The sequence below is a fragment of the Delftia tsuruhatensis NBRC 16741 genome (assembly GCF_001571325.1).
GTDB classification, from domain to species: domain Bacteria; phylum Pseudomonadota; class Gammaproteobacteria; order Burkholderiales; family Burkholderiaceae_C; genus Comamonas; species Comamonas tsuruhatensis.
Genome location: NZ_BCTO01000021.1, coordinates 196,382 through 213,373, shown reverse-complemented (window position 1 = coordinate 213,373; position 16,992 = coordinate 196,382). Strand labels below are relative to the sequence as shown.

The window sequence follows — 16,992 nt, the reverse complement described above, 5'->3', positions numbered from 1 at the left end:
TCCATGGCCAGCGGCTCGGGCGGTGAGATCACGATCTATGGAAATAGCCAGGTCGAGCTGTGTTCGGCATGGGTGAACAACGCAGACGGTGGCTCCGGCGTCGTGGTCATCGCCCTGGTCAACGCCATGCCCGTGAACAGCAATGGCAGCCTGAGCCTGACGCTGTACCGGGGCGGAATCGGCCTGCAGTACACGGGCACGTCGATGCCCAACGGCTACCGGACCTCGGCCCATAACAGCTGTTTCGACGCCAACCCGCCCGCAGGCTGGACGCAGTACCGCCTCTTGGCCTCGGCTGGCCCCGGCGAGACGGTCACGGTTTTCCTGTCCAACATCGTCGCCACGGGAGGCCGCCGATGATTCATTTCATCCAGATCGACAGCGCCGGTCGCATCCTGCGCTCGGGCAGCGCGCCATTTCGCCACCTCAAGGATCTGCCCGGGGCGAACGGCAGCTTTCGCCGCGTGCCGCATCCCGTGCCAGACCCGAACGCCTTCTATTGGGATGGCGGCCTGGTGGCTGTGCCGGCGGCGCCCAGCTCGTTCCACCGCTTCGACGTGGCCAGCAGGTCCTGGACCCTCGACCTAGCCCAGGCCTGGGCGGCCGTGCGTGCCCAGCGCGACGCGCGCCTGGCCGCCTGCGACTGGGTGACGCTGCGCGCACAGGAGACGGGCGACCCCGTGCCCGGCCGCTGGCTGGCCTACCGCCAGGCCCTGCGCGACATCACCGACCAGGCCGACCCGCTGGCCATTGTCTGGCCCACTCCGCCGGCCTGATGCGTGCCAAGCCTGCCACCGTGCTCGGCATGCCCCATTCCCTCGAATATGACCTCGACGCGGTGCTGCCCTTCATGCAGGGCCTGGTGCCGGGCCTGGCACGTTCCCAGGACATGCGCGCCATTGGCCTGCGCCGTGGCGGCCGACTCGTGGCCGGCGTGCTCTACGAAGGCTTCAACGGCCGCAACCTCTGGATGCACGTTGCGGCAGAGCCCGGCGCGCGCTGGCTCGTGCGCGACTACCTGCGCGCCTGCTTTGCCTATCCGTTTCTGGTGTGCGGCGTGGAGCGCGTGAGCGGCTACGTGAACGAGAGCAACGCCCTGGCGCGGCGTTTTAACCAGCACCTGGGGTTTCGTGAGGAGGCCCGGCTACACGGCGCGGCGCCGGACGGCGGCGACGTGCTTATTTTTGTGATGTGGAAAAAGGAGTGCAGGCATGCGCTGGCACACGACTGAATTTGATCTTCTGCCCGAACGGGCCTTCTGCCCACGACCTGGTGGCCGCATGACGCTGGAGGGCGGAAAGGGCAGCAGCGCGCCCGCGCCCGATCCGCGCCTGGTCGAAGCACAGGTCAAGTCCATGGGCATCCAGGACGCTGCCATTCAGAAGATCCTGAGCCAGTCGGATGAGATGGCGCCGCTGCAAAAGGAGCAGACGCAGTTCGCGCTGGACACCCAGCGGCAGGCCTGGGAGCAGTCGCAGGAAGACCGCGAATATGCGCTGGGGCGCCGCGACAAGCTCACGGGCCTGCAGGACACTATGGTCGAGGATGCGCGCACCTTCGACACGGAGGCCAAGCGCGAGGAACTGGCCGGCCAGGCGGCCGCCGATGTTTCCCAGGTCTACGAAAGCTCCAAGCGCACCCAGAACGCGGAAATGGCGCGCATGGGCATCAACCCTGCGGACGGCAAATATGGAGCCGCCTCCAACGCGCTCGCAGCTGGCGAAGCCCTGGCCATGGCCACCGGCAAGAACTCGGCCCGCACGGCGGCGCGTGCCGAGGGCAGGGCGCTCACCGACCGCGCACAAACCGCATTGGCCGGCTACCCGGCCATGGGCATGCAGACCACAGGGCAGGGCGCGGGTTTCGGCACAGCGGCCCAGATGGTGGCGAACAACGGATTGGCGGGGCTGAACTCGGGCTACGGGCAGGCTGGTGGCATGGCCGGCCAGATGGGAAGCAACGCCACCAGCATGTGGGGCGCCCAGGCCAACCACCAGGCCAACATGCAATCGAACGACTCCGTGGGTGGGCTTCTTGGCGGGCTGGGTGGCGCGGCTGCAGGGCTGGCAAAGATGGGGATCTTCTCTTCCGACCGGCGCCTTAAGACCAGTGTGGTGCGCATCGGCGTCGATGGGAGCACAGGCCTGCCCCTCTACGAGTTCGCCTATACGGCTGAACCTGACCGGCGCTACGTTGGTGTGATGGCCGATGAGGTGCAAAAGCGGTTTCCCGACGCGGTTCTGCTGGACGAGTCGGGCTTCATGCGCGTGGACTACGGCGCGCTCGGTATTGAATTCAAAGAGGTCAAGTAATGCGCCGTGGACGTTCTCCTATTGCCGATTTTTTCAACAACTTCAATGCGGCCTATGACACCACGGCCAAGGTGGGGCGGGATATAGAGGTGGCCAATGCCGTGAATGCAAAGCCCACGGAGTCCCAGGCCTACACGGAGGAGCAGGGCAAGGAGCTGGAGGGGCTGGCTGCGCAGGGCTACAAGATCGACTTCGACCAGACCAAGAATGCCTACGTCGCCAGCAACGAGGCAGGTGACGCCAAGACGATGGCCATGCAGGGCCTGACCACGAACTTCATGGGAAAACAGTTCGATGGCAGCGCCGAAGCCAACAAGGAACGCATTGATCAGCTGCGCTCGACGGCGGTGGCCGAGGTCCTGTCCAGATACGACCCGGAACGCAGCATGGCAGTGCGCAGGCAAGTGCAACCGGTGGAGCGTGATGCCAGTGTCCGGGCACGGGATGCAGGGCCAGGGCCACTGGATGACGGTCTGGGCCGTATCGAGGGAGAGCTGCGGCAGAGGTTCCAGGCGTCGCTGGTCGATCACAGCGGACAACCGCGCGAGGCGACGGTGGATGACCACTTGGCCCATAGCCAGCGCCGTGTCACGTCGCTGGCACAGGCTGGATACTTCAAGGAAGCGGACCAGGTCACCAGGGATGCGATGGCGCAGTCGTACATCAAGATCCAGCGGGATACCCCGTCGCGCCGGGATGCCGCTGCAAAGGCTGCCGCTGCCATGGCCGAGGGCGACTATGCACCGCTGCGCGATCTCTACAACGGCTATGTTCCCAGCGGCATCAGGATTTCCAGTATCGAAGCGGGGCAGGGCGGCGCCTTGCATATCAAGCGCGCTGACCTGGATGGCCGAGCCTTGCCTGCTGTCACCCTGAGGGACCGCGAAGAGGCCTTGGGCATGCTCAAGTCCATAGATGATCCGAGGAATCTGTACCAGTATTCCCAGAGCGAGTTTGAGCGCAGCCTACGTCCCGGCCGCAGTGTCGGTACAGGCGGCCCGATGCTGGAACCCTCCAGGTAGGTCCCTGTTGATTCTGCGGCCAGATCTGGTAGGCCAGCCTTTGCGCGGACCTGGGCGTTCCGGGTGGCACGAACTCCGGTGGCGGTCGGAGCACCCCTGGTCCACCGTACCAAGCCTGCCAGTCTGTGCTTCTTGCCACAAGGGGATCAGATGAGCAGCAAGAAGTACAAGCACGGAAGGCCGGACCAGCCGGGCGGCCTGGCCTACGAGCCAGAGGCATTCGAATTGCTGGACGGGATGGATGTGACCGGCATCGGTGCCGGCGCACGCTACCGGCCCGTGCCTGCTCAGCCGCCTGCACAGCCACAGGAGCGCAGCTGGGGTGAGGCGATCGCAGATGCCGGCGTGCAAAGCGCTGAAGGTGTGAATGCAACCTTGGGCAGCGTTGTCAACCTCTTTTCGCCCTCATCCGGTGTCGCGGATTTTTTCCGCAGCAATGGCGAGCATTGGCGCAAGGCACAAAGCCCCGTGATGCAGCGCAAGCTGGCCGAAGCCGAAAAGCTGATCAGCGCGGCGGACCAGGATTCGATCATCGATCAATCCATCGCGGCAGCGCGGGCCTACAGCTCGGACCCCGCACTGATCGCGCGCTTCATCTTCACGAATCTGCCCAGTGTGCTCCCGGGCCTTGGTGCATCTAGGGTGGGGCAGATCGCCACGCTGGCCGCGGGAGGAAGCACTGCCTTGGCGGCCACAGCCGGCACCACCATGGCAGGTGCTACAGAGGCACTTATGAATGCGGGGGGCGCCCGTGGAAAAGCCTTCGAAGAGATCCGCGACACGCTGCGCAAGCAGAACGTCCCGGAGGACGAGGCGGTACGGATCGCCCTCGGCAAGTCGGTGTTGCCAGCTGCCATAGGCAGCTTGACCGGCTTGCTGCCTGGCAAGCGCCGCATCGAGCGTGCTCTGGCGGGCAGGGGATATGCCGCTACCGGAGCGATGGCATCGGCGGTGCTGGGCAAGCAGTTGGATGACGTACTGCCCCAGGTCGCGACAAACCACCAGGCTGGCGGTTTCGATGGGCGGCCGTTGTCGCGCAATGTCGGACGCACGGCGGTGGAGGCCGCTGTCAGCGGCCTGCCGCCTGCGGGCGTCGCCGCCATCGCCGCCAGGCGTGGTCATGCCCGGGGAGGCAAGGCGGGCAGTGAGGGCGATGCAGCGCTGCCCGTCACCGGCCCGGAGTCTGCAAGGCCCGGTCCACCGGCGCTGGCGGACGCAGGCCAGTCTGCTCTGGAGGCCCCCGCAGGCCTTGCCAGACCGGACAAGGCCGTCAGCCCAGTGCCTGCGGAATCCGGCCGTGGAGCCGGTGGCGAGGCTAAGCCGCAAGGCGCCAGGCAGCACCGGCAAGTGCCGGCCGATGCTTTTGCTAGCGGCGATGCGCCGGCCTTCGATCCAGCTACGGTGCAGGCCCGCAATTGGTTGCAGTTCGTGTCCGAGCGCGGCGAGAACATTGGCAGGCTGCGCAGGGGAACACCTGCCTGGGAACTGCTTCAGGATGACTGGAAAGCCGTGCAGGCTGCACGCAAGGACGCCTCGGCTGACCGCACAGCGCCCGTGGAGGATGCCACGGTCCGTGCACCGGGCGACGAGAATGCGCCCGCCGCCCCTGTCGCTGAAGACAGCGCGCCGGTGCCGGGCAGCGAGAAGGCATCCATGCAACCTGCCCCGGGTGTGCGGCGGAGTGGGGAGCCTACTGCGGATGAGGCTTCTGGTGCACAGGACTCCTCCGGGCCGCCCGCCGCTGCGGCGCAACGGCCCCATCCGGATGGACAACTGCCCGCCGCGTTGCCAGCTGCAGCGGAGGTCGGGGCGGGCGATGGCGCCTCGGCACCCCATACAGCGCCTGCTGCGGCACAGCCAGCTTCGCGCCAGGATGCAGACAAGAGTCCAAACCCGGCGCCTGATGCCTCCACGGGCAAGGTGAAAGAGGTGGCTGATGCCATCAGTGCCTCATGGGCCAAGGGGCCTCAGGTGCGCGTCATGTTCGACCTGAAGGAGCCCCGCCTGGCGCAGGCAATGCGTGATGCCGGCAGGGAACCGGGGGCCGATGGCGGCACGCAGGTGCCGCGCGGTTTCTATGCCGATGGTCAGCTCCAGCTGCTTGCCAATGCAAGCCATACGCCGGCCCAGGTTGCACGGGTCGTATACCGGCAGGCGCTAGGCCAGCATGGTCTTCAGGGTGCCTTTGGCGAAGGGATGGATGCCGTGCTCGACCAGATCGTCGCGGCGCGCCCGCGCGATGTGCGTGAGAAGGTCCAGGAGCACGGGCTGGCCGAGGGCCGGGAGGGTCGGCGTGCCGCCGCCCAGGATGTGCTGGCGGCCATGGCCGAGCAGTCGCCGCAGGCGGGGTTCGTTCGAAAGGCTGTCGAGGCGGTCCGCTCGCGGCTGCGTGCTCAACTGCCGTCCATCAGGCCCATGGCGATGTCCGATGCCAGGATCATCGAGGATTTCATCCTGCCTGCCCGCGACTGGGTGCGGCGGGGCGGGCAGCCTGCTGGCAACGGCCTGCCCGCTGCCGTCGCTGTGCCACGCACCGAAGCCGATGCGCAGCGGCAGAGGGTGGACGCGCAGGACCGCACCGGCATGGACAAGGGCGAGTCCGGCGATGTGGGCTCCAGGCAGTGACGCGGGGGCCGTGGCAGGAATCGCCGACCCGGGACGTTGCACACCATGACGACATCCATTGAATCCGTCAGCCCGCCCGAGGATTCGGCGGCGCAGTTGCTGGAGTGCGAGCTGCTGGAGATTGCCGAACAGGAGCTTGGCCTGAGCGGTCCGCAGGCCTTGTGCGTCGCCCAGGCCATGTTGCGCGGGTTGAGAAAGCGCTATGGCGGCATGCGCATGGGCGCGCGCGGCGCTGCCATCTACGTGCCCGCGCCCAGCAAAAAGGAGCGCAACGAAGCCATCCGCCGTGAATTCAACGGAGTCAACCGCCAGCAGTTGCAGACCAAATATGGACTCCAGCGGGCCCAGCTGTACCGCATCCTGGGTGAGCGGCCTGGTTCGGTACGCAACGGCATTTCCAGTCCGGAGACATCGCCTTCCGTAGAGGGCTGAGCCGTGCAGCACCGCTGCGGACGGCGACCGTTGCAGCGCCGGGCGTGTGTTTGAAAACAGTCTCATTTGTCGGCAGGAAATGAGACGCGAGGAAAGAGAAACTGCCTGAACACGCTCTGTATGGGCGCAACGGAAACAACGAATACAGGTGGTCTTTTTTCCATGTTCACCAGCTCGCGAAACAACACCTTCAACACTGCGGGCCTGAGCTCAGCCTCGCTGGATGCCGCAGTCGGCTGTGTCCCCAGCGTGATGGCCGCTACCAGAGAGCACGCCTGATGCTGCAGATCGAGTCCGTCTTGACGGCACGGCTCGGGTCGCTGCCGGCTTTCAGGGGCTGGCGCGTCAGCGGAGCCAGCGAGTCCATCGATCGCTCGGCCGTGCCTGCTGCGCAGGTGCGCATGGCATCTGCCACAGCGGCAACCGCCATGAGGACCTCGGCACAGTTGCAGCCGACCTGGGTTGCCGCCCTGGTGGTGCCGCGCGGCGCACAAGCTGCTGCCACGCTGGGCGAGGCACTCGCAGCCCTGGTCGAAGCACTGCACAACTGGTCGCCGGGAGCGGTCGATGGCCGCTTCTGGACCCCCTTCCAGTTCGTCTCCATCCAGGAGGCGGTTTTCCCCGACCCAGGCCTCGTGGGGTACGAGGTCGCATTCACCACCACGGCCCTGTTCGACGGCCAGCCGTGATTTCTTACCTTTGATTGGAGCAGCGACATGCCGATTGCACACCCGAAAAATGACTACCAGATTCCACGAGGCCGCGTCTACATCGACCTCTATGACGCCAACGAGCAACTGACGGGCGAGATTCCCATGGGCAACTGCCCGGGCTTCACCCTCACCGTCGCGGCAGAAAAGGCCGAGCACTTCAGCAGCGAAGAGGGCATGTCCGAGAAGGACGGCAGCTGGCCCATCAAGGTCACCCGTACCGGCGCCCTGACCTGCGACAACATCAGCGCGCGCAACGTGGCCTCCTGGCTGTCCGGTACCCATGCGCTGAAGACACAGGACGCCACCCCCGTGGACAACGAGATCCGCTCCGTGGTCCCCGGCCGCCAGTACCAGCTGGGTGCGACGCCTGCCAATCCGCTGGGCGTGCGCAACGTCTCCACCGTGTCCATCAAGAGCGAGGACGGTCAGACCAGCTACGTCGCGGGCCGCGACTACAACCTGAGCCTGGAGACCGGCCGTGTCCAGATCATCGAAGGCGGTCAGATCGCCGCCGGCAAGGTGGTCTTCGGCTACACGCCCGTGGCCGGCCAGTTCGAGTCCGTGATGACGGGCGCCAAGTCCGACATGACCTGTGCGATCCGCATCGTGTCCGACAGCGCTGCCGGCCTGGACAGCGACTGGTACATGCCGCTGGTGGCGCTCACGCCCACGGGCGAGATGCCCCTGATCACCGAGGACACCAAGCCCGTGAGCATGCAGTTCTCGCTGGAAGTGCTCAAGGGCCCCAACGCGCAGGCCATCTACCGCGACGGCCGTCCGGTCTCCATCCCTTGATGTAAGCCTCCCCACCTGGCCACGCGCCGGGTGGTTCGCCCTGCCGCTTGGACAGGCGGCAGGGCCAACCAGAAATGCCTACAAAAAACCTCTGAATCATGGTCGAGAAAATCATTTCCATGCTCACCAGCGCCAAGGATGCCTCAGTGAAGGCATTCGACAGCCTTCAGGCCAAGGCGGCCGAGGTGGGCGCATCGATGCTCAAGAGTTTCGGCGCTGCGGCCACATCCGCTTTCGACAAGGCGGCCAAAGGGATCAGCAACGTCCAGACCGTGATTGACGGCGTGCAGGCAGTCCTGGATGAGTTGGCATCCAAGGCCAGCCAGGGCGCGCAGGCCTTCACCGGGCTGGGAGCGGCAGCCGGCTCGGCAGTGAGCGGGTTGGTGAGCAAGGGAATGGCCTCATTGGACGGCCTGACCTCCAAGCTCCAGGAGGTGGGCGCATCGATGTTCAAGGGCTTTGGCTCCTCGGCGGTGACGACGTTCCAGGGTGCCGTCGACAGTGCGGCAGCCTTCGAGTCAGCGATGGACCGTGTCCAGGTCGCCACCGGCAGTTCGGCCGAGGAGATGGCCGCGCTGACCAAGGCGGCCACGGATGCCGGACTCACCACGCAGTACTCGGGCGTGCAGGCTGCCGGCGCGCTGGAAAGCCTGGCCCAGGCGGGGTTGACGGCCCAGGAGAGCATTGCCACGTTGCCGGCGGTCCTGAGCCTCGCGCAGGCCGGCGGCATGGAACTGTCCGCCGCCAGCGAAGCCGTGACCAAGGCGGTTTCGGGCATGGGCCTGCAATTCGAGGATGCAGGGCGCGTGGCGGATGTGCTGGCCAAAGGGTCGGTGCTCACCGGCACCAGTATCGGCAGCCTGGCCGAGACCCTGGGCACGGTGGGCCCTGCTGCCGGACGCGTGGGACTGAGCCTGGAAAGCACGGTGGCCATGATCGGCCAGTTTTCGCAGGCTGGGACCGATGCGGGGAAGGCCGGCTCGGCGTTCAACACCATCCTGGGCCAGTTCGCGGATCCGGCCAGCGCGTTCCGCAAGGAGCTGGGCGAGGCCGGCATTGTCACCGACGATTTCGAGCAGGCATTGCAGCAACTGGCCGTCAAGGGCCCGGAAGGTGCGCAGGCCATCAAGGCACTGGGGACGGAGGCCGGTCCCGTGCTGTCCGGGCTGCTCAGCCAGGGCATGGGCTCACTGAATGCTCTCTCCACCACGCTGGGCAACGCTTCCGGCAGTGCCGCCGACATGGCAGCAACCATGTCGGACAACCTCAATGGCTCGGTCAAGGGGTTCGGAAATGTCTGGGAGGGTGTCAAGACCGCGCTGGGCACGCCCGTGCTGCCTGTTCTCAAGGAGGCGGTGGATGCGGTGGCAGAGGGCTTCCGCACTGCCGTTGCTGACGGCGCCATCGGGCGCTTCGGCGAATCGATTGCCGAGGCCTTCCGCTCCGGCCTGGAATTCGCCAAGGGCTTCATTTCCACGATCGATTTCAAGGCCGTGGGCGAGAAGCTGCAGGCCTTCGCGGACCAGGCCAAGGACGCCCTGACGCGGGTGCAGGAGTACGGCACGAACACCGGCAACGTGCTGAAGATTGCCTGGGGCACGATGAGCGCTGGCGTCAATGGCGTGATGACCGTCATCTATAACCTGGGTGCAGTTTTCGCCGAAATCGCGAGCGGTGTCTCGAGTGGGATTGCATGGCTTAACGAGCAGCTCGCGAAGGTCTCGTTTGGCCAGTTGTCCCAGTCCTTCAAGCAGGCCGCGCAAGACGCCGAGGTGATGGCGGGCGGCTTCGGGGCTTCGGCCCAGGCCATGCGCGACAAGGCCGCCGAGTCCCTGCAGGCGGTGGCCGATGCCGCGCAGACGGCGCGCAATGGATTCACCGGCCTGGTGCAAGGCTCCCAGGAGGCCAGTACGGCGAGCGGCGAATCGGAGCGCGCCTTCCGGCAGATGGCTGCTTCCATCGAGGAGACCGGCCGAAAGAGCATGGAAACCAAGGTGGCGCTGGAGAGTACGGCTACGGCGACGGCCACCGCGTCACAAAGCGTCAGCCAGTTGCGTGCCGAATATCAGCAACTGATGGAGGCGGGCAACCTGCAGGCCGCTGCAGAGAAGCTGGAGGAAATCAACAAGATCCAGAAGGCGCTTCCCGAGTCCGCTCAGAGCGCGCAGCAGGCGGCCAAGGCGGTGGATGAAGCCTATACGGGCCTGGACAAGGGCAAAGCCTCCTTGCAAGGCCTCAAGTCCGAGGTGGACAAGACCGGGAAAAGCACTCGGGACCTGAAAGACGCTGCCGACAAGACGAAAGGCTCGAACGATCAGGTAACCCGTGCCGTGAACGACCAGCGCACTGCACTGGAGCGCTTGAATGCCGAGCGTGAGCGAGAGATCGCCGCGCAGGAAAAGGCCAACGAGCTCAAGGAACGAGAGCTGGAGCTGTACCGAAAGAAATGGAATATCGACAAGGAAGGCCACAGCCTGAACACCGCAGGCGAGCGAGTGGGCATCACCATTCTTTCACGCACGGCCGTGCTCGAAATGGCCAAGGGCCAGGGGCTGGATGACGCGGCCGCATTGCGCGTCGTGGACCAGTTCGAGCAGCAGTACGACAAACCCGCCGGCATTTTCGGCGGGATCCAGGGCGGCGTGAATCCGAACGAGGTGAACAGGGCTATCGCCGATGCTGTTTTGCAGCAGGCGAGGGACAAGGTTGCCCAAGCGCAGAGGGCACCGCTGGAGTCTCCCACCAACACGTCCACGGTTGGGGCCGCAGCTCGGGTCATCGACCTGCGGATCAACGGCAGCTCGCTGGGCAATGTTAGGACCGACGCCGATGGCGAACGGGCGATCGAACGCCTGCTGTCGGAGCTTGAGCGAAGCAAGAACCTTTCCGGAATATGACGATGACAGCCAAGAACCACCTATTGGGAACGCTTGAGATTCCCCGCGGGATGACCTGGACGGATGAATTCACATGGTCCGCCGTGGCGCGCAGTACGGCGCGCAGCATCACGGGGGCGCTGATCGTGGACGAAGCCGGCAAGTCCGCGGGACGTCCGATCACTCTGGAGGGGGATGAGTCCCATGGCTGGATCCGCCGCGCCACCTTGCTCATGTTGCTGCAGATGGCTGGCGCCGCAGGCCAGGTCTACCGCCTGCGGCTGGCGGATGGCCGCAGCTTCGACGTGCAGTTTTCCGGCGACGAGCCCATCACGGCCCGGCCCGTCGGCAGGCCCGAGCTTCCCGCGCTCGCCAATCCCTATGTCGCAACGTTGCGGCTCATCACAGTTTGAGGAGTTGAAAATATGACAGTCAGAGACGGCGATATCCGCCTGCTCGAATCCAAGGTCATGACAGATGACGCCAACGGCGGCGGCGGCCCTACGGGCAACGTCATCGCCTGGGGCAAGAGCAATGGCGTCTTCGAGGACATCACCGAGGTCGACAGGGCCGGCGGCGACGTGTCCATCCGCCAGGTGCACGCGGCCGTGCAAACGCCCACCACCGAGCCGCTGATGGACACCAACATCATTGTCTCGGCCGTGCCCAACGATCCGAATGTGTCCATCACCATCGCGCCGTGCGACGTATTCGCGCGCCGCTCGGAGATCGCCGCGGCCATCGCGGCCTACCTCATCCCGGGCACGGAGTGGGGCGGCTATCTGCTGGAAAACCATGTCCAGGGCCAGGCCTCAATCAAGATCTTCCACCGGCCCGGCACACCGGCGCCGACCATCGGCCGCACGCTGATCCTCGTCTACAACGAGGGGCTGGCCAGCCAGGTGCTGCAGTACGTGCGCGTGCTGCGCGCCGAGACCGAGACCCTGCAGTTTTCGTACTCGACGAGCAGCGGCTACACCGACTACGCAGCCAGTGTCACTACCTGCGAAATCACGCCCCGGCTGCGGAGCGCTTTCCCGGGCTCCCCGCCAAACCGGTCGTATGGCATGGACCACACGAAGACCCGCATCCGGGACACTACCGTGGCCGATGCAGCCAGCTTCTACGGCGCCCAGCCCCTGACGTCTGCTGTGCAGCTGGGCGAGAGCATGCTGCGGGTAGCCAGCATCTACACCCAGCTGGTGCCCAACTCACGCACCGAGACTGCGGCGCTGGACCAGCGCCCGGCCGGCGTGCGGCAGCTGGTGCTCGCTACCTCGCCGCGCGAGATCCGCGTGCCCAATGCGCCGCACACGCGCCGCATCAAGGTTGGCCAGGAAAACCGCAGTTTCAGCTGGGTGGCCATCCTCAAGCCTTTTCCGGCGCCGAACACCCTGGTGGTGTCGTTCCAGGTGATGGGCGTCTGGTACACCGCATCCGACAACGGCCAGGGCGAGCTGACGGGATCGGCCGTGGGCACCGTCAACTATGCGAACGGCTCGGTGTCCGTGACGCTGCCCGCACTGCCAGACGTGGGCAGCTCCATCATCTTCCAGTGGGGTGAGGCCTCGGCCTTCGTGAACCGCTCCAGTGCCACGGGTTGGCGGCTGCCCGAGCACGCCATGCGTCTGCCGCACCAGGGCATCAAGCCGGGCACGCTGGTCATCAAATGGACCTCAGGCGGCGTGCTGCGCACGGCCACGGACAACGGCCAGGGCGACCTGCAGGGCGCCGCCACGGGCGAGATCAACTACGCCTCGGCCGCGCTGCTGCTGCGCCCGCAATTCATGATCGACGCAGGCGGGCAGTTCGCCATTGAGTACGACTATGCCGTGACGGTGAGCAAGAACGTCACGGTCGTCCTCGACGCAGGCGGCTACGGTGCGATCACCTTGGACACCATCCCTGCGCCCGGCACCGTGTCCGTGGGATGGATCACCGTGCGCAATCTCTCGGCCAGCTCCGGCGCCTCATCCGGCGGCACCTCGGCCTCCAAGAACGGCGGCAGCGGCAAGTTCAGCTACCTGCCCCAGGTGCCCCCGGCGCCTGCGCCCGTCATCACCTCGCGCGTGCCGCTGTCCGATGGCTCGATCACGGGCAAGTACATGGCCCAGGGTGGCACGCGCGCCAGCGGCGGGTCCGTCTACATCGAGGTCGGCGCCACCAGCTCGCCCACGGGCAATCAGTACGTGCCGCCCGATGTCGATGGCGTGGTCTGGACGGATGCCGAGTACACGGCGGGCGTCAAGTCCATCGGCGGCGTGGAATACCGGCGCTGGGGCGCCTGAACAAACAAAGGAGAAAAATCATGGCAGGAGTTTCCGCAGGCATCGTCTTGCAGACCACCAAGACATCGGCCAGCTCATCGTCAACGCACAGCCGGTCCAGCTACCAGACCAGCAAGACGCAGGACACAGTGCGCCACCTGTTGACGGATGACGGCCGGGGCACGTTCGGCCCGGACGGCACCATCAACTACGCGGGCAAGTTCCTCAACATCAAGCTCGTGCAGCTGGACAGCAAGACCGAGGGCTACAACAGTGACTACGAAAACGCCCTGAGTTTTGAAGAAACCACGATGGGCGGCAATGGCAGCGACCCCAGCTTCTCAACCATGTCCAAGGGCGGTGACCGCCGCGATACCTCGGTGAGCGAAGAACTGCTGGCGGCCAGCACGGTGACGGTGACCTACGCCGAGGACTTCACCAGCGCGCAGCACCATGTGATGAATTTCACACCGGAGCCCGTGGTGCTGGACCTGTGCCCCTACACCACCGACTACATCGTGCCGGGCAGCGTGCGGTTTCGGTGGATGGGTCATGTCTACGAGGACTACGACGGCGTGCTGGTGCGCGACCGCACGTCCACGGCGCTGGGCATCGTGGCTGGCGCGCTGGACTACTCCAGCGGCGTGGCGCGGATCTTCGACTATGTGGTCGATGGTCCGGCCACCGACCTGGTGGTCGAGAGCCTGTGGACCGTGCGCCAGAACTGGACCACGGCCAGCATCTTCATGCGCACGGCCGCCGCGCCCATCAAGCCCTCCGGCTTTGTCATGAACCTGTCCGATGCCACGGGCGAGCAGATCACGGCCTCGGCCGGCATCGACGGCGTGATCTCGGGCACACACCTGCGCGGCAAGATCGACTACCAGAGCGGTGTGGTCGAGCTGCAGTTCGGTGACTATGTGCTGGACACCTCGCTGACCGCTGCCCAGAAGGCCGAGTGGTGGTACTCGGCCGACGACATCGGTGCCGTGCAGCCGAACCGCATCTGGCGCCCCTGGCCCGTGGACCCGACCACGCTGCGCTACAACAGCGTCAGCTACTTCTACCTGCCGCTGGACGCGGACGTCATTGGCCTGGACCCCGTGCGCCTGCCCCCCGATGGCCGTGTGCCTATCTACCGCGTGGGCAGCTACATCGTGATCGGCCACACCGGCCAGATAGGCCCGGTCACCGTGACCAACGGCCAGATCATCAACTGCGGGCGCGTGAGGCTGTCCCGCGCCTTCGTCATCGGCGCCGATGGCCAGCGTATCCAGCAGGGCTGGAGCGTGGATCTGGAGGCCGGCAAGATCACGGTTAGCGACATCACAGGCTGGGCCCAGCCGGTCACCTTCCAGCACCGCATCGAAGAGATGGCGCGCGTCAGCGATGTGCAGATCAACGGCATGCTGGCGATCACCAAGCAGCTGAGCCATGAGTTCCCCGTGGGCAGCGTGGTCTCCAGCGCGCTGATGGCAGGCACGTTGCGCGCCCGCGTCAGCCAAATGTTTGACCAGGACACCTGGAACAACCGCTGGCAGGACACGGTCGACGGCGCCGAGGCCCTGGCCAGCTACAACGACACCATCGCGCCCCTGCTCGTCACCAATGCCGGCGCGCTGCCTGAGCGCTGGATGTGCCGCTTCACCAGCGCCACATCCTTCGAGTTCATCGGCGAGCACGTCGGCAATCTGGGCACCGGCTCCACCAACGTGGATTTCGCGCCCATCAACCCGATCAGCGGCGTGCCCTACATCACCATCCGCGCCCTGGGCTGGGGCCAGGGCTGGCGCGCGGGCAACGTGCTGCGCATCAACACCGAGGGCGGCATTGCCCCCCATGCCCTCATCCGCACCGTGCAGCCCAGCGAGGCTGTGGCCGACGACTACCAGTTTGAGCACCTGGTGCGCGGCAGCGTCGACCGTCCCTGAATTTTTGGAGATCACTTATGGCATCCCTTGTCGATACCAGCGTCAAGCACTTTCTCTACAGCATGTACGGCGCCCCCGTGCAAAACGGCTTGGCCGGCAGCAAGATTGCCGTGCTCGACGCCTGCCTGGTCACGGGTTTCGGCCTGCGCGCGGCGACGCGGATCACTGTGGCAGCTGGCGTGGCCACGGTAGAGTTTTCTGTCGGCGCATCGCAGCCCCCCACGCCCGACAGCGTGCTGCTGATCGCCGGCGCCGCTCAGACCCTGCTCAACGGCGAGCAGCGCGTGACCGAGTCGTCCAGCGGTGTGTTCAAGTTCCGCACGGCCGCGCCCGACAGCGTGGACAACGGCACAGGCATCACGTTCAAGTTCGCGGCGCTGGGCTGGGCCAAGCCGTTTTCTGGGACCAACCAGGCCGTGTATCGGTCCACCGATCCGCAGAGCTATGGCATGTTCCTCTATGTCGACGACCGCACAACGATCGCTGTATCCATGCGCGGCTACGAAAGCATGTCTGCCATCGACACGGGGACCGGACCGTTTCCCAGCGCTGCGCAGCGAGCTGACGGCGCCTGGTGGTCCAAGAGCAATTCAGCGAATGCCAGCCCTACACGCTGGACGATTGTGGGTGATAGCCGGATTTTCTTCGACAACTCGGCACCAGCATCGCCAATGTCAGCTACGAATACGGCGGGTGGGACGAGGGTATTTGGTGACTTGCTGGCATTGCGCAAGGCGGGGGATGCATACGCCTGTCTGCTCTGTGGCGGCGTATCCCTGTCAAACGTCGTGAACACTCCCAACAATGGAGCTATTGATTCAGCATCCGGCGGTTGGTACTTCTTGCCGAGGGCTATTACAGGTTTGGGGGGCAGCGTAGCACCAGATATCAGGTGCTTCGTATCAACCGCGGCCGCAGGATCTGGTTCTGACTCCGCGCTTGGGAATTTTCCGAGTGACGTTGACGGTGAGTTGAAACTCGCGCAACTGTATTTAAGCAATTCGCCGGTTTCCACCAATACGCCGCGTGCTGTTGTGCCGGGATACAGGTATGTTCCGCAGTCGCAGGTAGCCCAGCATTTCGAGCGTGACTCGACATTGATCGAAGCCGTAAGCGGTCGCCGCCTCCTGGCCCTTCCGCATAGCTCCTCTGCATCCTCCCCGGTAGGCTTTGGCTTCATCGATATCACAGGGCCTTGGCGCTAACGGTATGGCCGAGTTGTCTTATCCAACCAGCCTGTTCCAGCCCACGGCAGTCGTGGGCCTGGGTGGGCGAGAACTTTACCGGGGCGCGTATGTGGTCCAGCGGCCTGGAGCGAGTCAACTGGACTACGTTCTGGGCGGCAACGGCCTGGGCCGCGTGCGCGGTCGCACCGTCGAACAGGAAGACAAGAACAGTCCCAAGGTACCTGTCTCGCGCCGCGTGCGCCTGTACCGCGACCTCGACGGCCTATTGATCCGTGAGACCTGGAGCAACGCCCAAGGCGAGTACGACTTCCCGCGCATCGACAGCACCACCTCATACACCGTCCTCAGCTACGACCATGAGGGCGACTTCCGCGCTGTGGTGGCCGACCGCGTTACGCCGGAGGACATGCCATGACACAGCGCAGTGTTGAAATCACGGTGCAGGCCAACGAGGCCCGCTTGCAGGGCCTGCGCGATCTGCTGCTGGACGTGGGTCCGGGCACGGCCTGCGTGCGCTTCTTTGCGGACGCCCAGCGGCCCGCCTTCGGCGAGCCCTCGGCCCTGCCCATGCTGGTGGAACTGCCGCTGGCCCGGCCCTGTGGCGAGATCGTGGCCGGCCGGCTGCGGCTGCTGGCCCGTGATGCGGCCGGCGCCATGATCCTGGAGTCCGGCATCGCCACCTGGGGCCGCGTCGTCTCGGCCAGTGGTGCGCTGGTGCTCGACGCGGATGTGTCGATCGAAGGCGGCGAGGGTCAGATCCAGATCCCGGACAGCACCCAGCTGTACGCGGGCGGCTATCTGACGCTGGCACCGACCAGCTACATCGAGTAGC

Annotated in this window: 15 protein-coding genes and 1 pseudogene; all 16 read left to right on the top strand. The window is 65.6% G+C overall.

The features are described 5' to 3' along the window. Positions 1-360: pseudogene (locus DTS01S_RS30865) on the top strand (phage tail tip fiber protein); the annotation flags it as partial. Beyond that, the gene (locus DTS01S_RS10475) at positions 357-776 is read left to right on the top strand and encodes a tail fiber assembly protein (RefSeq protein WP_061287677.1); all 420 of its coding nucleotides are present in this window, start codon (positions 357-359) and stop codon (positions 774-776) included. The pseudogene DTS01S_RS30865 and the gene DTS01S_RS10475, both read left to right, overlap by 4 nt. Next, positions 776-1,231: a GNAT family N-acetyltransferase gene (locus DTS01S_RS10470; RefSeq protein WP_061287676.1), complete on the top strand. Its 456-nt coding sequence runs from the start codon at positions 776-778 to the stop codon at positions 1,229-1,231. The genes DTS01S_RS10475 and DTS01S_RS10470 overlap by 1 nt, the downstream gene beginning before the upstream one ends. Before the next feature lie 49 nt (positions 1,232-1,280). Continuing rightward, positions 1,281-2,312, top strand: coding sequence for a tail fiber domain-containing protein (locus tag DTS01S_RS10465; protein WP_254787980.1), 1,032 nt, complete (start codon positions 1,281-1,283; stop codon positions 2,310-2,312). Continuing rightward, complete coding sequence (locus tag DTS01S_RS10460; protein WP_061287675.1) at positions 2,312-3,334, top strand: hypothetical protein; 1,023 nt, start codon at positions 2,312-2,314, stop codon at positions 3,332-3,334. The genes DTS01S_RS10465 and DTS01S_RS10460 overlap by 1 nt, the downstream gene beginning before the upstream one ends. 150 nt (positions 3,335-3,484) lie before the next feature. After that, complete coding sequence (locus DTS01S_RS31410) at positions 3,485-5,959, top strand: hypothetical protein (protein ID WP_017406056.1); 2,475 nt, start codon at positions 3,485-3,487, stop codon at positions 5,957-5,959. A gap of 45 nt (positions 5,960-6,004) precedes the next feature. Then, a complete protein-coding gene (locus DTS01S_RS10450) occupies positions 6,005-6,391 on the top strand; it encodes a Mor transcription activator family protein (RefSeq protein WP_017406055.1) in 387 nt (128 codons plus the stop codon). Between the two features lie 278 nt (positions 6,392-6,669). Beyond that, on the top strand, positions 6,670-7,080 hold the full coding sequence (locus DTS01S_RS10445) for a hypothetical protein (RefSeq protein WP_017406054.1): 411 nt from the start codon (positions 6,670-6,672) through the stop codon (positions 7,078-7,080). 27 nt (positions 7,081-7,107) lie between these two features. Further along, positions 7,108-7,899 (top strand): phage tail tube protein, encoded by a 792-nt coding sequence (locus DTS01S_RS10440; protein WP_017406053.1) that lies wholly within the window; start codon positions 7,108-7,110, stop codon positions 7,897-7,899. Positions 7,900-7,997: 98 nt separating this feature from the next. Further along, positions 7,998-10,796: a phage tail tape measure protein gene (locus tag DTS01S_RS10435; protein WP_017406052.1), complete on the top strand. Its 2,799-nt coding sequence runs from the start codon at positions 7,998-8,000 to the stop codon at positions 10,794-10,796. Positions 10,797-10,798: 2 nt separating this feature from the next. Next, positions 10,799-11,188, top strand: coding sequence for a hypothetical protein (locus DTS01S_RS10430; RefSeq protein ID WP_139223852.1), 390 nt, complete (start codon positions 10,799-10,801; stop codon positions 11,186-11,188). A 12-nt stretch (positions 11,189-11,200) separates the two neighbouring features. Next, positions 11,201-13,063: a hypothetical protein gene (locus tag DTS01S_RS10425; RefSeq protein WP_026062559.1), complete on the top strand. Its 1,863-nt coding sequence runs from the start codon at positions 11,201-11,203 to the stop codon at positions 13,061-13,063. Positions 13,064-13,083: 20 nt separating this feature from the next. Next, positions 13,084-14,973, top strand: coding sequence for a hypothetical protein (locus tag DTS01S_RS10420; protein WP_026062558.1), 1,890 nt, complete (start codon positions 13,084-13,086; stop codon positions 14,971-14,973). Positions 14,974-14,990: 17 nt separating this feature from the next. Beyond that, on the top strand, positions 14,991-16,178 hold the full coding sequence (locus DTS01S_RS10415) for a hypothetical protein (protein WP_017406050.1): 1,188 nt from the start codon (positions 14,991-14,993) through the stop codon (positions 16,176-16,178). 4 nt (positions 16,179-16,182) lie between these two features. Then, positions 16,183-16,575: a hypothetical protein gene (locus tag DTS01S_RS10410; protein ID WP_017406049.1), complete on the top strand. Its 393-nt coding sequence runs from the start codon at positions 16,183-16,185 to the stop codon at positions 16,573-16,575. Then, complete coding sequence (locus tag DTS01S_RS10405; protein WP_017406048.1) at positions 16,572-16,991, top strand: hypothetical protein; 420 nt, start codon at positions 16,572-16,574, stop codon at positions 16,989-16,991. Before DTS01S_RS10410 ends, DTS01S_RS10405 begins: the two co-directional genes overlap by 4 nt. Position 16,992 lies beyond the last annotated feature (1 nt).